The 15530-nt window shown below is 36.5% G+C and carries 16 protein-coding genes; 4 read left to right on the top strand and 12 right to left on the bottom strand.

Features of this window, described 5'->3' with window-relative positions:
* Positions 1-20: 20 nt before the first annotated feature.
* The 4 genes from hisC to KEM10_RS02720 all read right to left on the bottom strand — a co-directional run bounded on the left by hisC (position 21) and on the right by KEM10_RS02720 (position 4024).
* Positions 21-1058, bottom strand: coding sequence for a histidinol-phosphate transaminase (gene hisC, locus KEM10_RS02735; protein WP_212213167.1), 1038 nt, complete (start codon positions 1056-1058; stop codon positions 21-23).
* Positions 1059-1078: 20 nt separating this feature from the next.
* On the bottom strand, positions 1079-2371 hold the full coding sequence (hisD, locus tag KEM10_RS02730) for a histidinol dehydrogenase (protein ID WP_212213164.1): 1293 nt from the start codon (positions 2369-2371) through the stop codon (positions 1079-1081).
* A gap of 17 nt (positions 2372-2388) precedes the next feature.
* Positions 2389-3249 carry an ATP phosphoribosyltransferase gene (gene hisG / locus KEM10_RS02725; protein WP_212213161.1) on the bottom strand — a complete coding sequence of 287 codons (861 nt, stop codon included), beginning with the start codon at positions 3247-3249 and terminating at the stop codon, positions 2389-2391.
* Between the two features lie 352 nt (positions 3250-3601).
* Entirely contained in the window at positions 3602-4024 is a 423-nt protein-coding gene (locus tag KEM10_RS02720; RefSeq protein WP_244825490.1) for a bacteriohemerythrin, read from the bottom strand.
* A 166-nt stretch (positions 4025-4190) separates the two neighbouring features.
* Here KEM10_RS02720 and KEM10_RS02715 point away from each other — a divergent pair, with 166 nt between their 5' ends.
* Entirely contained in the window at positions 4191-4922 is a 732-nt protein-coding gene (locus tag KEM10_RS02715; RefSeq protein WP_244825488.1) for a CDP-alcohol phosphatidyltransferase family protein, read from the top strand.
* 55 nt (positions 4923-4977) lie between these two features.
* Here KEM10_RS02715 and KEM10_RS24500 read toward each other — a convergent pair whose 3' ends face one another.
* Genes KEM10_RS24500 through KEM10_RS02700 form a run of 4 tightly spaced genes read right to left on the bottom strand, consistent with a single transcriptional unit; the run spans position 4978 to position 8081 of the window.
* Positions 4978-5103, bottom strand: coding sequence for a hypothetical protein (locus tag KEM10_RS24500; RefSeq protein WP_262897910.1), 126 nt, complete (start codon positions 5101-5103; stop codon positions 4978-4980).
* A 17-nt stretch (positions 5104-5120) separates the two neighbouring features.
* Positions 5121-6257, bottom strand: a complete 1137-nt coding sequence (gene cydB, locus KEM10_RS02710; protein ID WP_212213155.1) for a cytochrome d ubiquinol oxidase subunit II — start codon at positions 6255-6257, stop codon at positions 5121-5123.
* The gene (locus KEM10_RS02705; RefSeq protein ID WP_244825487.1) at positions 6257-7852 is read right to left on the bottom strand and encodes a cytochrome ubiquinol oxidase subunit I; all 1596 of its coding nucleotides are present in this window, start codon (positions 7850-7852) and stop codon (positions 6257-6259) included. Before KEM10_RS02705 ends, cydB begins: the two co-directional genes overlap by 1 nt.
* A 16-nt stretch (positions 7853-7868) precedes the next feature.
* On the bottom strand, positions 7869-8081 hold the full coding sequence (locus KEM10_RS02700) for a DUF4492 domain-containing protein (RefSeq protein ID WP_212213153.1): 213 nt from the start codon (positions 8079-8081) through the stop codon (positions 7869-7871).
* 504 nt (positions 8082-8585) lie between these two features.
* On the opposite strand from KEM10_RS02700, the gene KEM10_RS02695 reads away from it, so the two are divergent.
* Entirely contained in the window at positions 8586-9077 is a 492-nt protein-coding gene (locus KEM10_RS02695; RefSeq protein ID WP_212213151.1) for a sigma-70 family RNA polymerase sigma factor, read from the top strand.
* 112 nt (positions 9078-9189) lie between these two features.
* Here KEM10_RS02695 and KEM10_RS02690 read toward each other — a convergent pair whose 3' ends face one another.
* Together KEM10_RS02690 and KEM10_RS02685 are read right to left on the bottom strand one after the other, a co-directional pair.
* Entirely contained in the window at positions 9190-11235 is a 2046-nt protein-coding gene (locus tag KEM10_RS02690) for a hypothetical protein (RefSeq protein ID WP_212213149.1), read from the bottom strand.
* A 149-nt stretch (positions 11236-11384) separates the two neighbouring features.
* A complete protein-coding gene (locus tag KEM10_RS02685; protein ID WP_212213147.1) occupies positions 11385-12821 on the bottom strand; it encodes an MATE family efflux transporter in 1437 nt (478 codons plus the stop codon).
* 348 nt (positions 12822-13169) lie between these two features.
* Between KEM10_RS02685 and KEM10_RS02680 the strand changes: the two genes are divergently transcribed.
* Positions 13170-13703, top strand: a complete 534-nt coding sequence (locus tag KEM10_RS02680; protein ID WP_212213145.1) for a DUF3124 domain-containing protein — start codon at positions 13170-13172, stop codon at positions 13701-13703.
* Positions 13704-13709: 6 nt separating this feature from the next.
* Positions 13710-14042, top strand: coding sequence for a hypothetical protein (locus KEM10_RS02675; RefSeq protein ID WP_212213143.1), 333 nt, complete (start codon positions 13710-13712; stop codon positions 14040-14042).
* Positions 14043-14307: 265 nt separating this feature from the next.
* Here KEM10_RS02675 and KEM10_RS02670 read toward each other — a convergent pair whose 3' ends face one another.
* Together KEM10_RS02670 and hisIE are read right to left on the bottom strand one after the other, a co-directional pair.
* Positions 14308-14847 (bottom strand): HD domain-containing protein, encoded by a 540-nt coding sequence (locus tag KEM10_RS02670; RefSeq protein WP_212213140.1) that lies wholly within the window; start codon positions 14845-14847, stop codon positions 14308-14310.
* Between the two features lie 79 nt (positions 14848-14926).
* The gene (gene hisIE / locus KEM10_RS02665) at positions 14927-15526 is read right to left on the bottom strand and encodes a bifunctional phosphoribosyl-AMP cyclohydrolase/phosphoribosyl-ATP diphosphatase HisIE (RefSeq protein WP_212213137.1); all 600 of its coding nucleotides are present in this window, start codon (positions 15524-15526) and stop codon (positions 14927-14929) included.
* Positions 15527-15530: the final 4 nt, after the last annotated feature.

Raw genomic sequence — 15530 nt, 5'->3', positions numbered from 1 at the left:
TATTGAATTGGATTTAAAACTTATTTCTGATATGTTTTTAATGCTTTCATCAATAGCTTATTTTCATCAGCTGTCCCCACAGTAATTCGTAAACACCCGGCACATAATGCCACCGACGAACGATCGCGAATAATAATTTCCTCACCCACAAGATAATCATACAAACCTCGGGCATCATCCACTTTTACCAACAGATAATTGGCATCTGATGGATAAATCTTTTGTACGAATGAGAATTGCTGAAGATCGGAATTCATTTGTTCTCTTTCTTTCAGCAACGTTTCAACCCATTGCTGCTTATCATCTTCCTTATCCAAAAGTTCCGATGCTTTTTCCTGTGTAAGTATATTAATATTGTATGGATATTTTATATTACTCAGCACTTTTATCAACTCTTTCGAGGCAAAAGCCATCCCCAAACGTATACCTGCCATTCCCCATGCCTTGGAGAAAGTTTGTAATACAACAAAGTTTGAAAATTCGTCAATACGCTTCAATAAACTTTTCTCAGGTGCAAAATCGATGTAGGCCTCATCCAAAACAACAATACCATCGAACTCTTTGACAATAGCTACAATATCATCCTCTTTAAAACAGTTTCCTGTTGGATTATTGGGAGAACAAAGAAATAGTAATTTAGAATTATCATCTGCAGCGGTTAATAGCGCATCCACATCCAACTGAAAATCCTCGGTCAGCAACACTTTACGCACTTCTATATTGTTGATGTCGGCAGCCACCTGATACATTCCGTAAGTAGGATCGATACTTACCACATTATCCTTACCCGGTTCACAAAAAGCACGAAACAATAAATCGATGGGTTCATCGCTTCCGTTTCCTAAAAAGATCTGATCAGCATTTACACCTTTGATCGGTGCAATCTTTGCTTTCAGATTACGTTGGTATGGATCTGGGTAGCGATTGTATGGCTGATTAAATGGATTTTCATTGGCATCGAGATAAACCGAAGCTGCTCCGGTAAATTCATCACGAGCGGATGAATAGGGCTTAAGCCCTTTTATATTTGATCTTAAAAGCTCATCAAGCGTTTTCATTTTAACACAAGGATTAGAAGTTATTTCGATTCTTTGATTTTTTGAAGCCTAACAGTTACCGCATTTTTATGTGCATATAACTGTTCGGCTGCTGCCATAATTTCAATCGCGGGTCCTAGCTTCTGAATTCCTTTCTCAGATATTTTCTGATAGGTAATCTTCTTCATAAAACTCTCGGTACTTACCCCGCTATACGATTTGGCATATCCGTGTGTAGGCAATGTATGATTGGTTCCCGAAGCATAATCTCCTGCACTCTCAGGCGAATAATTACCTAAGAATATCGAACCAGCGTTCATTACTTTAGCACCGATCTCCTCATCATCTCTCATCGAAATAATCAAATGCTCTGGTGCATATTCGTTGCACATCTCCAACATCTCATCCACCGACTTTAATACAATCATTCGACTGTTGTCCAACGCTTTCTCAGCCACTTCTTTTCGCGATAATTGATTGAGTTGTTCGTCCAGTGCCTTTTCAACTTTATCCAATAAGGCTTCGTTGTTTGTTACCAATATCACCTGACTATCGGCACCATGCTCAGCCTGTGATAGAAGATCAGCTGCAATAAAAGCAGGCTCAGCACTCTCGTCAGCCATCACCATCACTTCCGAAGGTCCTGCAGGCATATCAATGGCCACATCCTTCAGACTTACCACTTGCTTGGCTGCTGTCACAAATCGGTTACCCGGACCAAATATCTTCGATACTGAAGGAACTGTTTCAGTACCATAAGCCATAGCTCCAATTGCCTGAATTCCACCCAACTTAAATATCTTAGTTACTCCAACCAGGTTGGCCGCATATAAAATAGCAGGATTGATCTTACCATCTTTACCAGCAGGAGTACACAAAACAACTTCTTTACATCCTGCAATTTTTGCTGGAATAGCCAACATTAAAACAGTTGAAAAAAGCGGAGCTGTTCCTCCTGGAATATACAATCCCACTTTCTCGATTGGCACAGCTTTTTGCCAGCATTGCACACCTGGCATGGTTTCAATCACTTTCACCTCGCGAAGCTGAGCCTGATGAAATGTTTCGATATTTTGCTTGGCTGTTAAGATAGCTTCTTTCAGGTCGCTACTAATATTGATACAAGCTTCATTAATTTCTGCTTGCGACACTTTAAAATCCTCCAGCTCAACGCCATCAAACATACGGGTATATTTAATTAAAGCCGCATCCTTGTTACGCTTCACATCTTCCAACACACCACGGGCTGTATCAAATAAGTCTTCCAATCCATTGTCAGGACGTTCGAGCAACTCTTCCCATGACTCCTTTGCGGGATATACTATTTTTTGCATCAGGTTAATTTTAAATCTTACAGAATCATTTTCTCAATAGGAATAACCAAGATACCTTCAGCACCTATACTTTTCAGCTGTCCGATGATCTCCCAAAATTTCTTTTCCTGAATTACCGAGTGCACAGAGCTCCATCCTTTATCAGCCAATGGCAAAACAGTAGGGCTTTTCATTCCAGGAAGCACATTTACAATCTCATCTACCTTATCATTTGGCACATTCATTAATATGTACTTATTAGAGTTGGCAGCCATCACCGAGTTAATTCGGAAAATAATTTCATCCAACAATTGTTGTTTCTCAGGGCTTAAATTAGGAGCAGAAACCAACAATGCCTCTGACTGCATCACAACTTCAACTTCTTTCAGTCGATTAGCCACTAAGGTACTACCCGAGCTCACAATATCAAAAATGCCATCAGCCAACCCAATTCCTGGTGCAATCTCAACCGATCCTGCAATTTCGTGAATATCGGCTTTGATATTTTGTTCTTTCAAGTATTTCTCCAGAATAACAGGATATGAAGTAGCAATTTTCTTACCTTCGAAGTACTTATTTCCTGGATATTCATCTGCCTTTGGAATAGCTAAAGACAAACGACATTTACTAAATCCCAAGCGCTTGGCAATAGTGAGATCAAAATTCTTTTCAGCCATTTCGTTTTCGCCAACAATACCTATATCAGCTACTGAATCAGCTACGGTTTGAGGGATATCATCATCGCGAAGATACAATACTTCAATGGGGAAGTTTGGAGAAGAAGCTACCAACTTACCACTTCCTGAATTAAATTTAATTCCGGCTTCTTTTAATAATTTCATTGAATCTTCGTTCAAACGTCCTTTTTTCTGTAATGCAATTCTGATTTTGGTTTCCATTATGGTAATGATTAATTAGTTTTTAAAATAAAAGGCTCACCCGATAACGGATAAGCCTTGTCTCTGATATTTTTATATAAGAATTCCGACTTATCCCTGAGGATTAGCATGAAAATGATGTACGCTATGATGATTCTTATTATTCATTCTAATATAAAATAAAAAAGGCTTACCATTTTGGTAAGCCTTGGATAAATATTGTTTAAAGTATACACACAACAATCACCGCCTACCGAGTTTGCAGGTTTAAATGATGATGATGATGGATACAATTTGTCATGTCTTTTAAATAATTTGAAGCAAATATAAAGGTATTAACATTAATTGCAAACAATTCTTTAAATTTTCCTACCTAATTATAAGCAAACTGCTTTAATCTATCTGCATTTTCACTTGCATATCGGGCATATTTCTGATCGGTTCCTTTAATATGATTTACCAACCACTGCTTCAAAAAGTTAGTTACTTCCAATGATAGAATCATTTTACCTTCGGTTAGTTTGGTATGAAACGACTGCGCTTTTTCAATAAAAGCTGCATGTTGTTGTTGATGGTCATCAAACTCAGGATAGCCAATTCGCTTCATATAATCTTCTTCTCTGGCAAAATGAGTTTTGGTGTAATCTAATAATCCAACTATTAATTCTTGCAGTTGAAATTTTGGCGAATTACTCTGAATTCCTTTGTAGAAATCATTAAGCAGATCAAATAGTTTTTTGTGTTCGTTGTCGATTTCAACATTGTTTACGGATAGTTCTTCTGTCCACATAGTCATATTCATTTCGGTTTAGGAACATCAAAAATAAACATTTTTTACACACTAAACGTTATTTCATTATTAAATTACTTTAATTCTTAATTAATTGTAAGTACTCTTCTTTAGCATCAAATTTTGAATGTGTAAAGGTTTCATTATATTTCGGCACAAATACAAAATTAACATGCAAGTTTTAAAACACGCTCCAAACTTTTTAACCAGTTTAAATGTATTGTGTGGTACCCTTGCCACTTTTCTGGCATTAAACGGGATGGTTGACAAAGCCATATGGTTTATTTTTATAGGTGCCTTATTTGATTTTAGTGACGGTTTCGCTGCCAGAGCTTTGAAGGCCTATAGTGAGATGGGAAAAGAACTGGATTCTTTAGCTGATTTGATCAGCTTTGGTATGGCTCCGGCTTCCATCTGGTCGGCCATCATAAGATTAAAAATCATGGGAAGCTTTAGTGTTCCTTTTTCTGAGATGCAAACACCAGAGCAGTTCTGGATTGTCAGTCCATTTATTTTGGTGATATTTTCAGCTCTTCGCCTCGCTAAATTTAATGTTGACACTCGTCAGACAGAAAACTTTCTGGGTTTAACAACTACGGCAACAGGAATATTCACAGCCTCTTTTGCTTATATGTTTCTGAATAAACCGGAATGGTTCGGATGGCTAAATCCAATTATCATTCTAATCCTAATTTTTATTTTCAGCCTACTGTTGGTAAGTGAGATATCAATGTTCTCATTGAAATTTAAAAATCTAAAATGGTCAGATAATAAAGAACGATTTATATTGTTGGGCTTTGCGCTCATCTCAATTGCCCTATTAGGACTGGGAGGAATTGCAGCAACCATCCTTTATTATATTATTGTTTCGATTATTAAATGGTTATTAGGATCTAAATCCTAATTAGATAATAAATAAAAACTCCCGAATCATTCGATTCAGGAGTTTCTTATATATCCTACTCTTTGTCTTCTTTCGCAATGGATCTATCGAACCATTGTAATCCCTTCAGTACTGCATAGTAACTAATAGCTATTGTTGCAGGAAGAGTTAAATACCATAATATCTGAGGTAAGTAATTCATATCACTTCTTTTATTCGTTAGTAAACATGTAAATCATCCGAAGACATCTCATCTTCGTCGATTGGTTTGTTATTGATAGCTCTCCAAACATACACTATGTATGCCAAAACAAATGGCACCAATAGTGATACATAACTCATGGCAGTCAATGTAAAATGACTTGAAGAAGAATTCTGTATCGTCAAAGAACTTTGCAAATCATATGTTGATGGATAAAAAGCTGTATTATTAAATCCAGCTAACATTAACAGACTTAAAACAGTTAATACAGTTCCTCCACCAGCTGACCAAATTCCCCTGGTACATTTATTAGTTAGAATAGATGCAATTAATCCAAATAAAACAGCAATTACACCTATAACCAACATAATCAATACAACAGGCATTGCTATCAGATTATGAAAGTATTTATAGGGTTCCATAAACACTTCTTGTGTTTGCGGATTTACAGCAAAACCATCTCTTAGTAATAACCAGATTAAAAAAGTTAGGAAAAATACAACAAATGGAATTCCATTGTACAACAAATGCTTGCGGGCACGTTTTTCTATTTCTTCATGCTGTACGCTATTTATAAAATAAAGTAATCCTAAAACACGTGCTAAAAAGAAAACAGCTAATCCTAACGACAAATTATGCAAATTAAAAGCCGCTTCCAAACCATGAGTTGTCAATTCCCATTGAGACTGATTCATATCATTAACCGAAAAAGCAGAACCTGTAAAGAAAGTGGCTACTGCTGTTCCAATAAAGATGGTTCCTATTAATCCATTAATAAACAGGAAGGTCTCAAAAGTTTTGGCTCCAAAAAAATTATTAGGTCTTGTTCTGAATTCGTATGACACTGCCTGCAGCACAAAAGCAAATAAAATAATAATCCATACCCAGTAGGCACCACCAAAACTGGTACTATAAAACAATGGGAACGAAGCAAAGAATGCTCCGCCAAAGGTTACCAGGGTAGTAAAAGTAAACTCCCATTTACGACCAAGGGTATTCACTAACATTGTTCTTTGCAAGTCTGTTTTACCTATAGTATAAATCAAGGTTTGACCTCCCTGCACAAACATGAGAAATACTAACAAGGCTCCCAACAGAGAGACTATAACCCACCAATATTGCTGTAAAGCTAAATGTGATAATTCTCCAAACATTATTTGTCTCCTCCTTCTTTAGGTCCGTTTTTAATTTGCTTTGTCATAATCTTAACTTCGGCAATAGCTAATCCAACAAAGGTGATGGTAAATAACCAGAAAGTGATCATCACTGAAGTAGAATCAATTTTTGATACAGCCGACATGGTTGGCATTAAATCCTGTATAACCCAAGGCTGACGACCAACCTCAGCCACAATCCAGCCTGCCTGGCTTGCAACATATGCCAAAGGAATGGTCCATAAAGCTGTATATAAAACAACTTTCTTATCCTCTATTTTATTTCGGGCAGTTAACCAAAGCAGCACTACAAAAAGCAGTAAAAAATGCATACCTAATCCAACCATTATATGAAAGGCATAAAACGACATTGAAATAGGCGGAACTATCTTAAAGGCATTTAATTCTAATTGCTCGGGATCAGGATCGTAATAATTTCCATAACCGAAGTATCGAAAATAATTATCAACCCATTCTTTATCATTGAATTTTGCTTTTAATCGAGCATATTCCTCCGGATCGCTGTTTTTTGATTCCTTAAAAGCCTTTAAGGTTTGTTGTGCTTCATAGCCTCGCCGTATCTTTTCTTTATAAGACATGATGTTGCGTACCTCATTCCCCAAAACCAAATCTTTAATTCCGGGAACAAAAGCATCAACCTTCAAAAAGGCCATGTATGATAACATATTGGGAATTTCAATTTTCACTAAAAAATCCGACTCCGAATCTTTATTCAGTGGATCATCAGGGGCTTTACCGAATAAGCCAACAGCAATTAGCGGTGCTTGCGTCTGACCTTCCATCAACGATTCCATGGCAGCAAATTTCATAGGTTGATTACGTGCAATCTCCCTGGCTGATCCATCACCGGTACCAATCAACATAGCTGATGAAATAATTCCAAATACCGATGCGATTACAATGCTTCGTTTCGCAAACAGAATATGCCTTTTCTTTAAAAGAAACCATGAACTAATACCCACCACAAAAATGGATGCTAGAACATACCCTGATGTGGTTGTATGCAAGAATTTATTAACAGCTGTTTCAGACAAGAAAACATCCCAGAAATTGACCATTTCGTTACGAGCCGTTTCAGGATTAAACTTCATTCCAACAGGATTCTGCATCCAGGCATTGGCCACTAAAATCCATAAGGCCGATAAGTTGGCTCCGATAGCCGTTAGCCAGGTGGCAACCAAATGGAATTTTTTGCTAACCTTTCCCCACCCAAAAAACATTACAGCTATAAAGGTACTCTCAAGGAAAAAAGCCATTATACCTTCAATTGCCAAAGGAGCTCCAAAAATATCACCTACAAACCATGAATAGTTTGACCAGTTGGTTCCAAACTCAAACTCCAGAATAATACCCGTTGCCACTCCAATGGCAAAGTTAATTCCGAATAGCTTCATCCAGAATTTGGTTATCCTTTTCCACTCCAAATCACCAGTGCGAACATAAATGCTTTCCATAAAAGCAACTATAAATCCTAATCCTAAAGTGAGAGGAACAAACAACCAATGAAACATGGCTGTTAATGCAAATTGCGCCCTTGACCAATTAACAAGGGTAAGATCAATGTTTTCAAGCATTGTAATATAATTTGTATTAATTATTAATCAATTCTTCTAATACATGGTTAGCTCTTTCTTCATCTGTCTGATACCTATTTTTCAGCGTGTCTCTGAAAAAAAACATTTTAAGTACAGCAAACATGATAAAAAGCTTAATTAAAATAATCACCCATAAATTTCGTCCCCATGCAGGCATACTTTTAAAACCGTCAATGTAAAACTGATATACCCTTTTTACCCAATACATATTTACCTTTAACTATAAAGTGTGAAATAAAATTAACACCCGGATTGTTACAATGTTTTAACTTACCCGGATAATACTATTAAATTTCTTTCGTCCTTTTTTCTGTATGATTATTCAAATTTAATTTGTTTTCCCTAATACAGAAAGAATTCGCTAATTGTATTTGCAAAAACAAAACACCTCCACATAAGTTTAAAAAATTAACACGTCTTAACACTTACTTTTCTTGTTGTATTTAAGATGCTTATGTCTTTTTTTGAATTCAAAATTGATTAACTCCATTAAAAAAAACTTAAACAAATTTGGTAGTTAATTAATTTTTGTTCACCTTTAATTTGTATTTGAGTATTTGATTACTTTTTTGCATTTTAATCTAACGAGATTGACTTTCAGTTGTATATATTATTTTTTTTTACTAAATTTTATGTTTTAGAAATTGCCAGCTGTTAAACACCCAAGCAGTTGTGTTGAGTAAAACAAGTTGTTAACGAAAATCCCAAAAAAATGACCGCAGAACAATTTAACAACCGTTTGTTGAACCTTCAACAAAAAATGTTTAGCTACGCCCTAAGCTTAACTGCCAACGAAGAAGATGCTCATGATCTTGTTCAGGAAACAAATTTTCGCGCACTATCATCTCGTGAAAAATTTGTTATGAATACCAATTTTTCTGCCTGGATGCACACAATCATGCGAAATTCATTTATCAACAATTATCGCCGTCGGTACAAGATGCGTCAGGCACCTATGTTAGTTGATGAGGTTAACTACCTATCTAACAAGTACTATACAGACGACACTCCAGATGTACTCCATTACACAGGTGAGATTCACAAACATATGAATAATCTAAACTCTGATTTTAAGCAACCGCTTAAAATGCATATGGAAGGTTATAAATACAAAGAAATTGCCGAAACGCTTGATATGCCTATCGGTACGGTTAAAAGCCGAATCTTTTTCGGACGTAAAAAATTACAGAAATTGATTGAATAATCGATTAATAATTGACTCTTAATATTTTTGGTAAAATAAAAGCGGGCTGACTACCCGCTTTATTTTTTTATTAAACTTTTATTATTAGACCCTTAAAATTGTTGTTTTTAAATTAAGAAACTGCTTCAACAGTTTTACCTGCTTCCTTAATTATTGACTTAATTGAGATATCTTCTCCCAATCCTTCCTGCATCCATGCATTAGGTGTTAAACATCCTATACGGAACAACCGTTCCACTTCATTAGCAAAATCTCCTGTTTTTAAATATTGCTCTACCTGAAACTGAATTAGGTGTCCAAATGCGTAGTTCGATAAGTAAATAGGACTATTAATCATATGCGAATAAATAGCCAGTATGGGCTCATCTTTCATCCCAAATACAGGGGCATAAAATTCATTCCAGATATCAACAGCCATTTTTATCACAGCTTCTTTTAGCTGATCAGCATTGGCTTCCGGATGATCATACAGCCACAACCACATTCTTTGGTCGAGCAATGACACTCCCATTATCTCAAAGGTATTCCAGAAATTATCTAATGTTTGTAATGCTTCTTTTTCAGGATTTTTATTATCAATTCCCAACAACTCGAGGTCTCGCTTCTGAAAGATAAAGGCTAAGGCCTCGGTAAAAGCAGTGTTAGGTACTCCATTAAGCATATAGTAATCCACATCATACAACGAGATGGTTTGTTCCACATTATGACCAAACTCATGTACTGCAATATTATAGCCTTTGTAATCCATACCTGTTGATGGAATTCGGGTACGTAAGTGAGCATTCTCACCTTTCATAGCGGCTCCCCACGCATGTCCCGAACCACGGGCAGCATCCACATCAATTCGATCAGACAAAAATTGAGCTTTCTCTTTTGTAAAACCTAATTTGACCAACATATTGGCTAAATCAGCATCCAAAGCCTGTGCATTCGGATAGCGTTTTTGTGTGATGGCATTCAGGTTTTCTTCATTGATATTGCTACGAGCTTTAAATCCATCATACCAAATGTCCCAGGGTTTTAAATCGCGATCTAAGCGTTCTTTTATTAATTCAGCCACTTTTTTCAACTCACCTGATGACATAAACTTCTTAAAAAGCTTTTCAGCATCTTTTTGTGTAATTTCCATACCACCTTCAAAAGCACGCTTGACAGCAGTATTCAAAGGCGAATATTCATCCATGGCTCGCATGGCATGAAAATTATTGATGATCTGTTGATAACGCTCATTTCCTTCAGGAGAAGCCTCAATTGCCTTGCCATCCAAATAAACAATGTTAGTAACCGGATCCCATTCATAGGTTGGATTATTAATTACTTTTTCAGGAATGGTTTGATCAATGATTCGCTTCATCACCGCATAAACCTTTCCTTGTACTTCAACACCATCTATTCCTTTACTGTATTGCGACTTAATTTCGTCGCGTAGGTTCCAGTGAGACAACAAAACCATATCATCAGGAAAGAAGCTATTACCGCTTTGATCGGTCAAATGCCCCATATGAATATTATAATTAGCAATATACATTTCAGATGCTGCAGATACCTCTGATACATTTTGCAGAATGGAAGCCGGTATACGAGCTGTAAACATATCGCCCAATCGAGCAAAAGCCCATTGCTGACGAGTCCAGTCTTCACCCAATTTTTCTTTCTCCTTCAAACTATAATATGGAAAATTCAAAGCTATTGTAAACGCAATTTTATTGCGATACATATCTTCAATTAAATGGGCATTAGCACTGTATCCGCCAAAAGCCTTATCTATGTCAAAAATTTCACCCATTGGCTCCTGAAGCGGACGTTGCAAATCAAGGCTGATTTTATTGAAATGTCCTCTCAGTATTTCAATATTACGACTGATCTTCTCAAATGTCAGAGCCTTTTCCTTGGTGTCTGCAATAAAATGATTTAAACAGTACGATTTAAATGCATCCTCTGTTCCATCAGTATTTCGCCACAACGAAGCAGCGTGCTCAACGCCTCTCTCAGCAACTGCTTTAACATCACCTCCATATTGAGTAATTAAAGCTTGTACAGTTGACTTAACCGTTGATTTCGAAATATTTGCCACTTCTTTCATTTCCTGATTTTTACTTTCGCGACAGCAAGCAGTCGTTAAAACAACAACCAGAGCCAAAAATGCGATCTTCTTCATAGTATTATTTTGTTTTAAATTTCCATTGCAAATAAATAGTTAGACATTAAACTTATAGAAATCAATTTTCTGCCTACTGTTAAACAACAACTATTCTATTTCAAAACTAGCTTTAAAAAATGACACAAATAAGGATATTTGTTAGCTAATTATACCTCCTGTTTCTTCCATCGCCCCCTTTTAAATAACCAGGCTGCAATGATAGTCATGCTCGATTCTGCAATAATGATGGCATAAAAAACTCCTGTTTGTTCCATTTTAACTGTCATAGCCAATAAATAAGCCAATGGTATTTCAATCAACCAGAAAGCAAAAACATTAATACGTGTTGGTGTTCGGGTATCACCAGCTCCATTAAAAGCCTGAATCATTACCATTCCTACTCCATAAAAAGTAAAGCCATATGCCACAATTCGCAGACATTCTATACCTGAATTTACCACCTCAACCTCATCGGTAAATAACCTTACAAACCATCCAGGAAATGCAATAAACAATACGCTCAGTACTCCAAGAAAAATAACATTAATACGTGCCACACCCCAAACAGCTTTTTCAGCTCTTTCTGGTTCGCGTGCTCCCAAATTCTGACCAACCAATGTTGATGCGGCATTACTCAAGCCCCACGATGGAAGCAAGGTAAAAATGATGATTCTAATTCCGATGGTATAACCGGCTAACACTTCACTTCCAAAATTGGAAATAATGCGTACCATAAAAATCCAGCTGGAAGTGGCAATTAATGACTGCGCAATGCCACCCAAAGAAATACTTATTAAATGACGAATGCGTTTCCATTCAATTATCAAAGGTATTCCTTTAAGACTAACACGTCCTTTTCCTCTGAATAATAAAAATAGTTGCACAATTACAGCAATTCCTCTACCGATATTAGTAGCCACAGCAGCTCCTGCAATTCCCATCTCAGGGAATGGTCCAATACCGAATATCAATAATGGATCGAGAATCATATTCAATCCGTTCGCAATCCAAAGAACCCACATAGCAATATTGGCATCGCCTGCTCCACGGAATATAGCATTGTTAATAAACAGAAGCATGATAACCAGGTTACCGCCAAACATGATACTGGTATACGAAGAGAGTTCCTCAACAATATTCTCAGAAGCCCCCATCAAATGCAGAAGATCTTTAGCGAAAACCATTCCTGGAATGGCAATCAAAAGGGACACAACTATACCTGTAATAATAGCTTGTAATCCTTCGTGGCCCGCCTCATCACCTTTCTTCTCGCCGATACGGCGGGAAACCAATGCGGTTGTTGCCATACTCAATCCAAACGAGATGGCATAAATAACCGTTAATATACTTTCGGTAATACCTACAGTTGCTACTGCGTCGGCACCTAATCGACCAACGAAATAGATATCAACTACGGCAAAAACCGATTCCATAATCATTTCGAGCACCATTGGAACAGCCAATAAAAACACAGCCTTTCCTAAAGGAATTTTAGTGTAATCCTGCTCCGATCCACCAAAAGCTTCTTTGAAATCTTTCCAAATGCTACTCAAACTTCTTTCCTTTAATTTCCTTGATAATATACTGATATTTTGCCTAGCCATCGTGTTTTAATTTTTGTTTAAATCTGAATTTTGAGCTTGATACTCTCTTCATAAATCCTTTTTCTGAATTGTTAAAACCCCAACATACGGGTACAGCAATCTGATAAACAACATGTGTCCTCATGGTAAATCCTCCTTTAATTAAAATTTGTTTGAAAAATTGAATAAATACTACAATGAGACCGACCTAACTAGAAGTTATAGTTGACGCAATTGGCCAGTTGAAACGATATGTATCTCATTGTTTTCACGATAGAGCAAAGATTGTGTAAAAAAATAAATAAGGCAATACCTAAAATGAAAATAAATGAAAGTTTTTGTATTTTGCTTCAATAAATTACATGGGCTATGATGAAGTGTATAGGAATATTCGGTGCTTTGCTTTTATTGTTGACAGCATGTGAAAGCAACAAAAAAATTGATAGAAAATTACATTTTAGCATTGATGACTTAACTGAAGTTTCGTTTGACAAAACAACGTATACCGAAACCATATATGTGCCCGTTTATACCGATGTGTATCATCTTGACCAATCAAGACTATTTCCGCTGACAATTACATTAAGTATGCGAAACACAAGCTTAACAGATACTATTAGTGTTTACACACTTGATTATTACAATAGCGAAGGTAATTTAAAGAAAAAACACATCGAAGACTCGAAAATGCTTCAACTTCATCCGCTACAATCATATGAACTGGTAATTAATAAAACAACCTATACGGGAGATACAGGAGCCAACTTTATAGTTAAGTGGGGTGGCGAAAAAGAGAAAAGTTCACTATTGACACAAGCCTTAATGATAAACACCAGTGGTCAACAGGGGCTGTCATTTATAACCGAAGGAAAAATTATTGATTCAAAAACCATAGAACCTTAACCTATTATGAACGATCAAAGCAAAACCATTGCTATAGTAAGCTACATTACCCTACTTGGGTGGATTATTGCACTTATCATGCGACAAAGTGAAAGACCTCAAAGTGAGATTGCCCGCTTTCACCTTCGTCAGGCTCTTGGTATAAACCTCATAGCCTTTGCCTTATCATCTGTACAATATTTCTTATCGGTTCTTTACTTAGGATTTTTTGGCGGGATATTAGGTTTTGCAGTCTTTATTCTATGGCTGATGGGTTTGTTGGCAGCCATTCAAGGACGATTCAGATACATTCCTTTTGTAGGAAGATGGTTTGATGAAACTTTTAATTTTATTCACTAACATTCTTTCTCATTCAGTTCCCGTATAACTAAGTATATTATTAACCGCTCCAGCCGCGGAGGCTTTTCATTTCTTGTCTTGATACAAGAAACGAAACAAAGAAAATCAAGGCTGCATTGGAGATTTGTCTTTTTTATTTGTTGAACCTAAGTGCGGCTGGGTGATCTTCGAACAAGTTCTCAGCTTCCCAGTCTTACTAATGTTCAACTTCAAAAAACTCCATATCTCCAATGAGGCCAACATGTATCAAGATTAAATACAACCTTTACAAAAACTGTTCACACCATCGATCGAACTGATCAACCTGCTTCTGCCCGTGTTTAGCCATTGATTTACGTATTTTTTCAACGCTTTTGGGTTGCATAAGATTTCCGCTCTTACTGAAGAATTTATCAGCAAAACAAATGATTTGTTCTTCAATAGATTGAGGCCTCATGTCTCGAAGTGGTAAAGGTAAATTTTGAGATTTGATATCTTCAACAGACAATCCGGTTCCGGTATGTCGTTCACAAACTAAAGCATGTAAAGTATACCCTTCTTTTTTCAATAATTCACGGCCCATATATCCATGACAGATATAAGGCTTATCTCCAACACAATGCAAATCGGGGGCATTGGTATAGAAGATCCCAATATCATGAAGCATGGAGGCCTCTTTAATAAATTGAATATCGGTTTTTAACTCAGGATGATTCTGAGCAATTGACAATGCCATTTTGGTAACAGCCATACTATGTTCAACCAAAACAGTCCACAACGGACTGCCAGGTTGATAGTATTTATCTATTATTTCTTGTGGATTCATGCGATTAGTTGAAAAGTCAGTGGTCAGTAGTTTATAGTATATACTACTCTCTACTGACTAAAAACTAACAAGCTACATTTTATTTGTGTCTACTCTTTAACTCGCGAGCTAAATCTTCGATACGATAGCCTTTGTAAGTAAGCAATACAATCAAGTGATAAAGAAGATCAGCACCTTCATATAGAAAATTCTCATCATCATTTGCCATGGCTCCAATCACTGTTTCTATGGCTTCTTCACCTACTTTTTGAGTTATCTTGCGAATACCTTTATTGAATAAATGAGTGGTGTACGAGCCTTCTGGCATTTCTTCTTTACGCTTATCAATAAAGTCCTGTAAGGTCTTCAGGAACAATAAATCATCTTGCTTATTTTCCTCTTCCCAACAAGTATCTGTTCCTTTATGACAAACTGGTCCAACTGGGTTTACTTTGATCAACAAAGTATCATCATCACAGTCAACAGCTATCGAAACCACATTCAAAAAGTTACCTGACTCTTCACCTTTTGTCCAAAGACGTTCTTTGGTTCGGCTATAAAAAGTAACTTTTCTTTCCTCCTTTGTTTTTTCGTAGGCTTCTTCATTCATAAATCCCAACATCAATACTTTGTTGGTGGTATTATCCTGAATAATTGCCGGCACAAGGCCGTTTCCCAGTTTTTGAAAATCTATTTTCATGTTT

The organism is Carboxylicivirga linearis, assembly GCF_018271995.1.
GTDB classification, from domain to species: Bacteria; Bacteroidota; Bacteroidia; order Bacteroidales; family Marinilabiliaceae; genus Carboxylicivirga; species Carboxylicivirga linearis.
Note: the sequence above shows the minus strand (reverse complement) of the source record. Positions and strands in the feature narration are given on the sequence as shown.

Bases quoted from the DNA above. Each gene is read 5' to 3' on its own strand.
- KEM10_RS02700 (WP_212213153.1), bottom strand. From the start codon at position 8,081: ATGTATTGGGTAAAAAGGGTATATCAGTTTTACATTGACGGTTTTAAA.
- hisIE (WP_212213137.1), bottom strand. From the start codon at position 15,526: ATGAAAATAGATTTTCAAAAACTGGGAAACGGCCTTGTGCCGGCAATT.
- hisD (WP_212213164.1), bottom strand. From the start codon at position 2,371: ATGCAAAAAATAGTATATCCCGCAAAGGAGTCATGGGAAGAGTTGCTC.
- KEM10_RS02690 (WP_212213149.1), bottom strand. From the start codon at position 11,235: ATGAAGAAGATCGCATTTTTGGCTCTGGTTGTTGTTTTAACGACTGCT.
- KEM10_RS24500 (WP_262897910.1), bottom strand. From the start codon at position 5,103: ATGAATTACTTACCTCAGATATTATGGTATTTAACTCTTCCTGCAACA.
- KEM10_RS02695 (WP_212213151.1), top strand. From the start codon at position 8,586: ATGACCGCAGAACAATTTAACAACCGTTTGTTGAACCTTCAACAAAAA.
- KEM10_RS02670 (WP_212213140.1), bottom strand. From the start codon at position 14,847: ATGAATCCACAAGAAATAATAGATAAATACTATCAACCTGGCAGTCCG.
- hisC (WP_212213167.1), bottom strand. From the start codon at position 1,058: ATGAAAACGCTTGATGAGCTTTTAAGATCAAATATAAAAGGGCTTAAG.
- cydB (WP_212213155.1), bottom strand. From the start codon at position 6,257: ATGTTTGGAGAATTATCACATTTAGCTTTACAGCAATATTGGTGGGTT.
- KEM10_RS02705 (WP_244825487.1), bottom strand. From the start codon at position 7,852: ATGCTTGAAAACATTGATCTTACCCTTGTTAATTGGTCAAGGGCGCAA.
- KEM10_RS02715 (WP_244825488.1), top strand. From the start codon at position 4,191: ATGCAAGTTTTAAAACACGCTCCAAACTTTTTAACCAGTTTAAATGTA.
- KEM10_RS02685 (WP_212213147.1), bottom strand. From the start codon at position 12,821: ATGGCTAGGCAAAATATCAGTATATTATCAAGGAAATTAAAGGAAAGA.
- KEM10_RS02680 (WP_212213145.1), top strand. From the start codon at position 13,170: ATGATGAAGTGTATAGGAATATTCGGTGCTTTGCTTTTATTGTTGACA.
- KEM10_RS02720 (WP_244825490.1), bottom strand. From the start codon at position 4,024: ATGACTATGTGGACAGAAGAACTATCCGTAAACAATGTTGAAATCGAC.
- hisG (WP_212213161.1), bottom strand. From the start codon at position 3,249: ATGGAAACCAAAATCAGAATTGCATTACAGAAAAAAGGACGTTTGAAC.
- KEM10_RS02675 (WP_212213143.1), top strand. From the start codon at position 13,710: ATGAACGATCAAAGCAAAACCATTGCTATAGTAAGCTACATTACCCTA.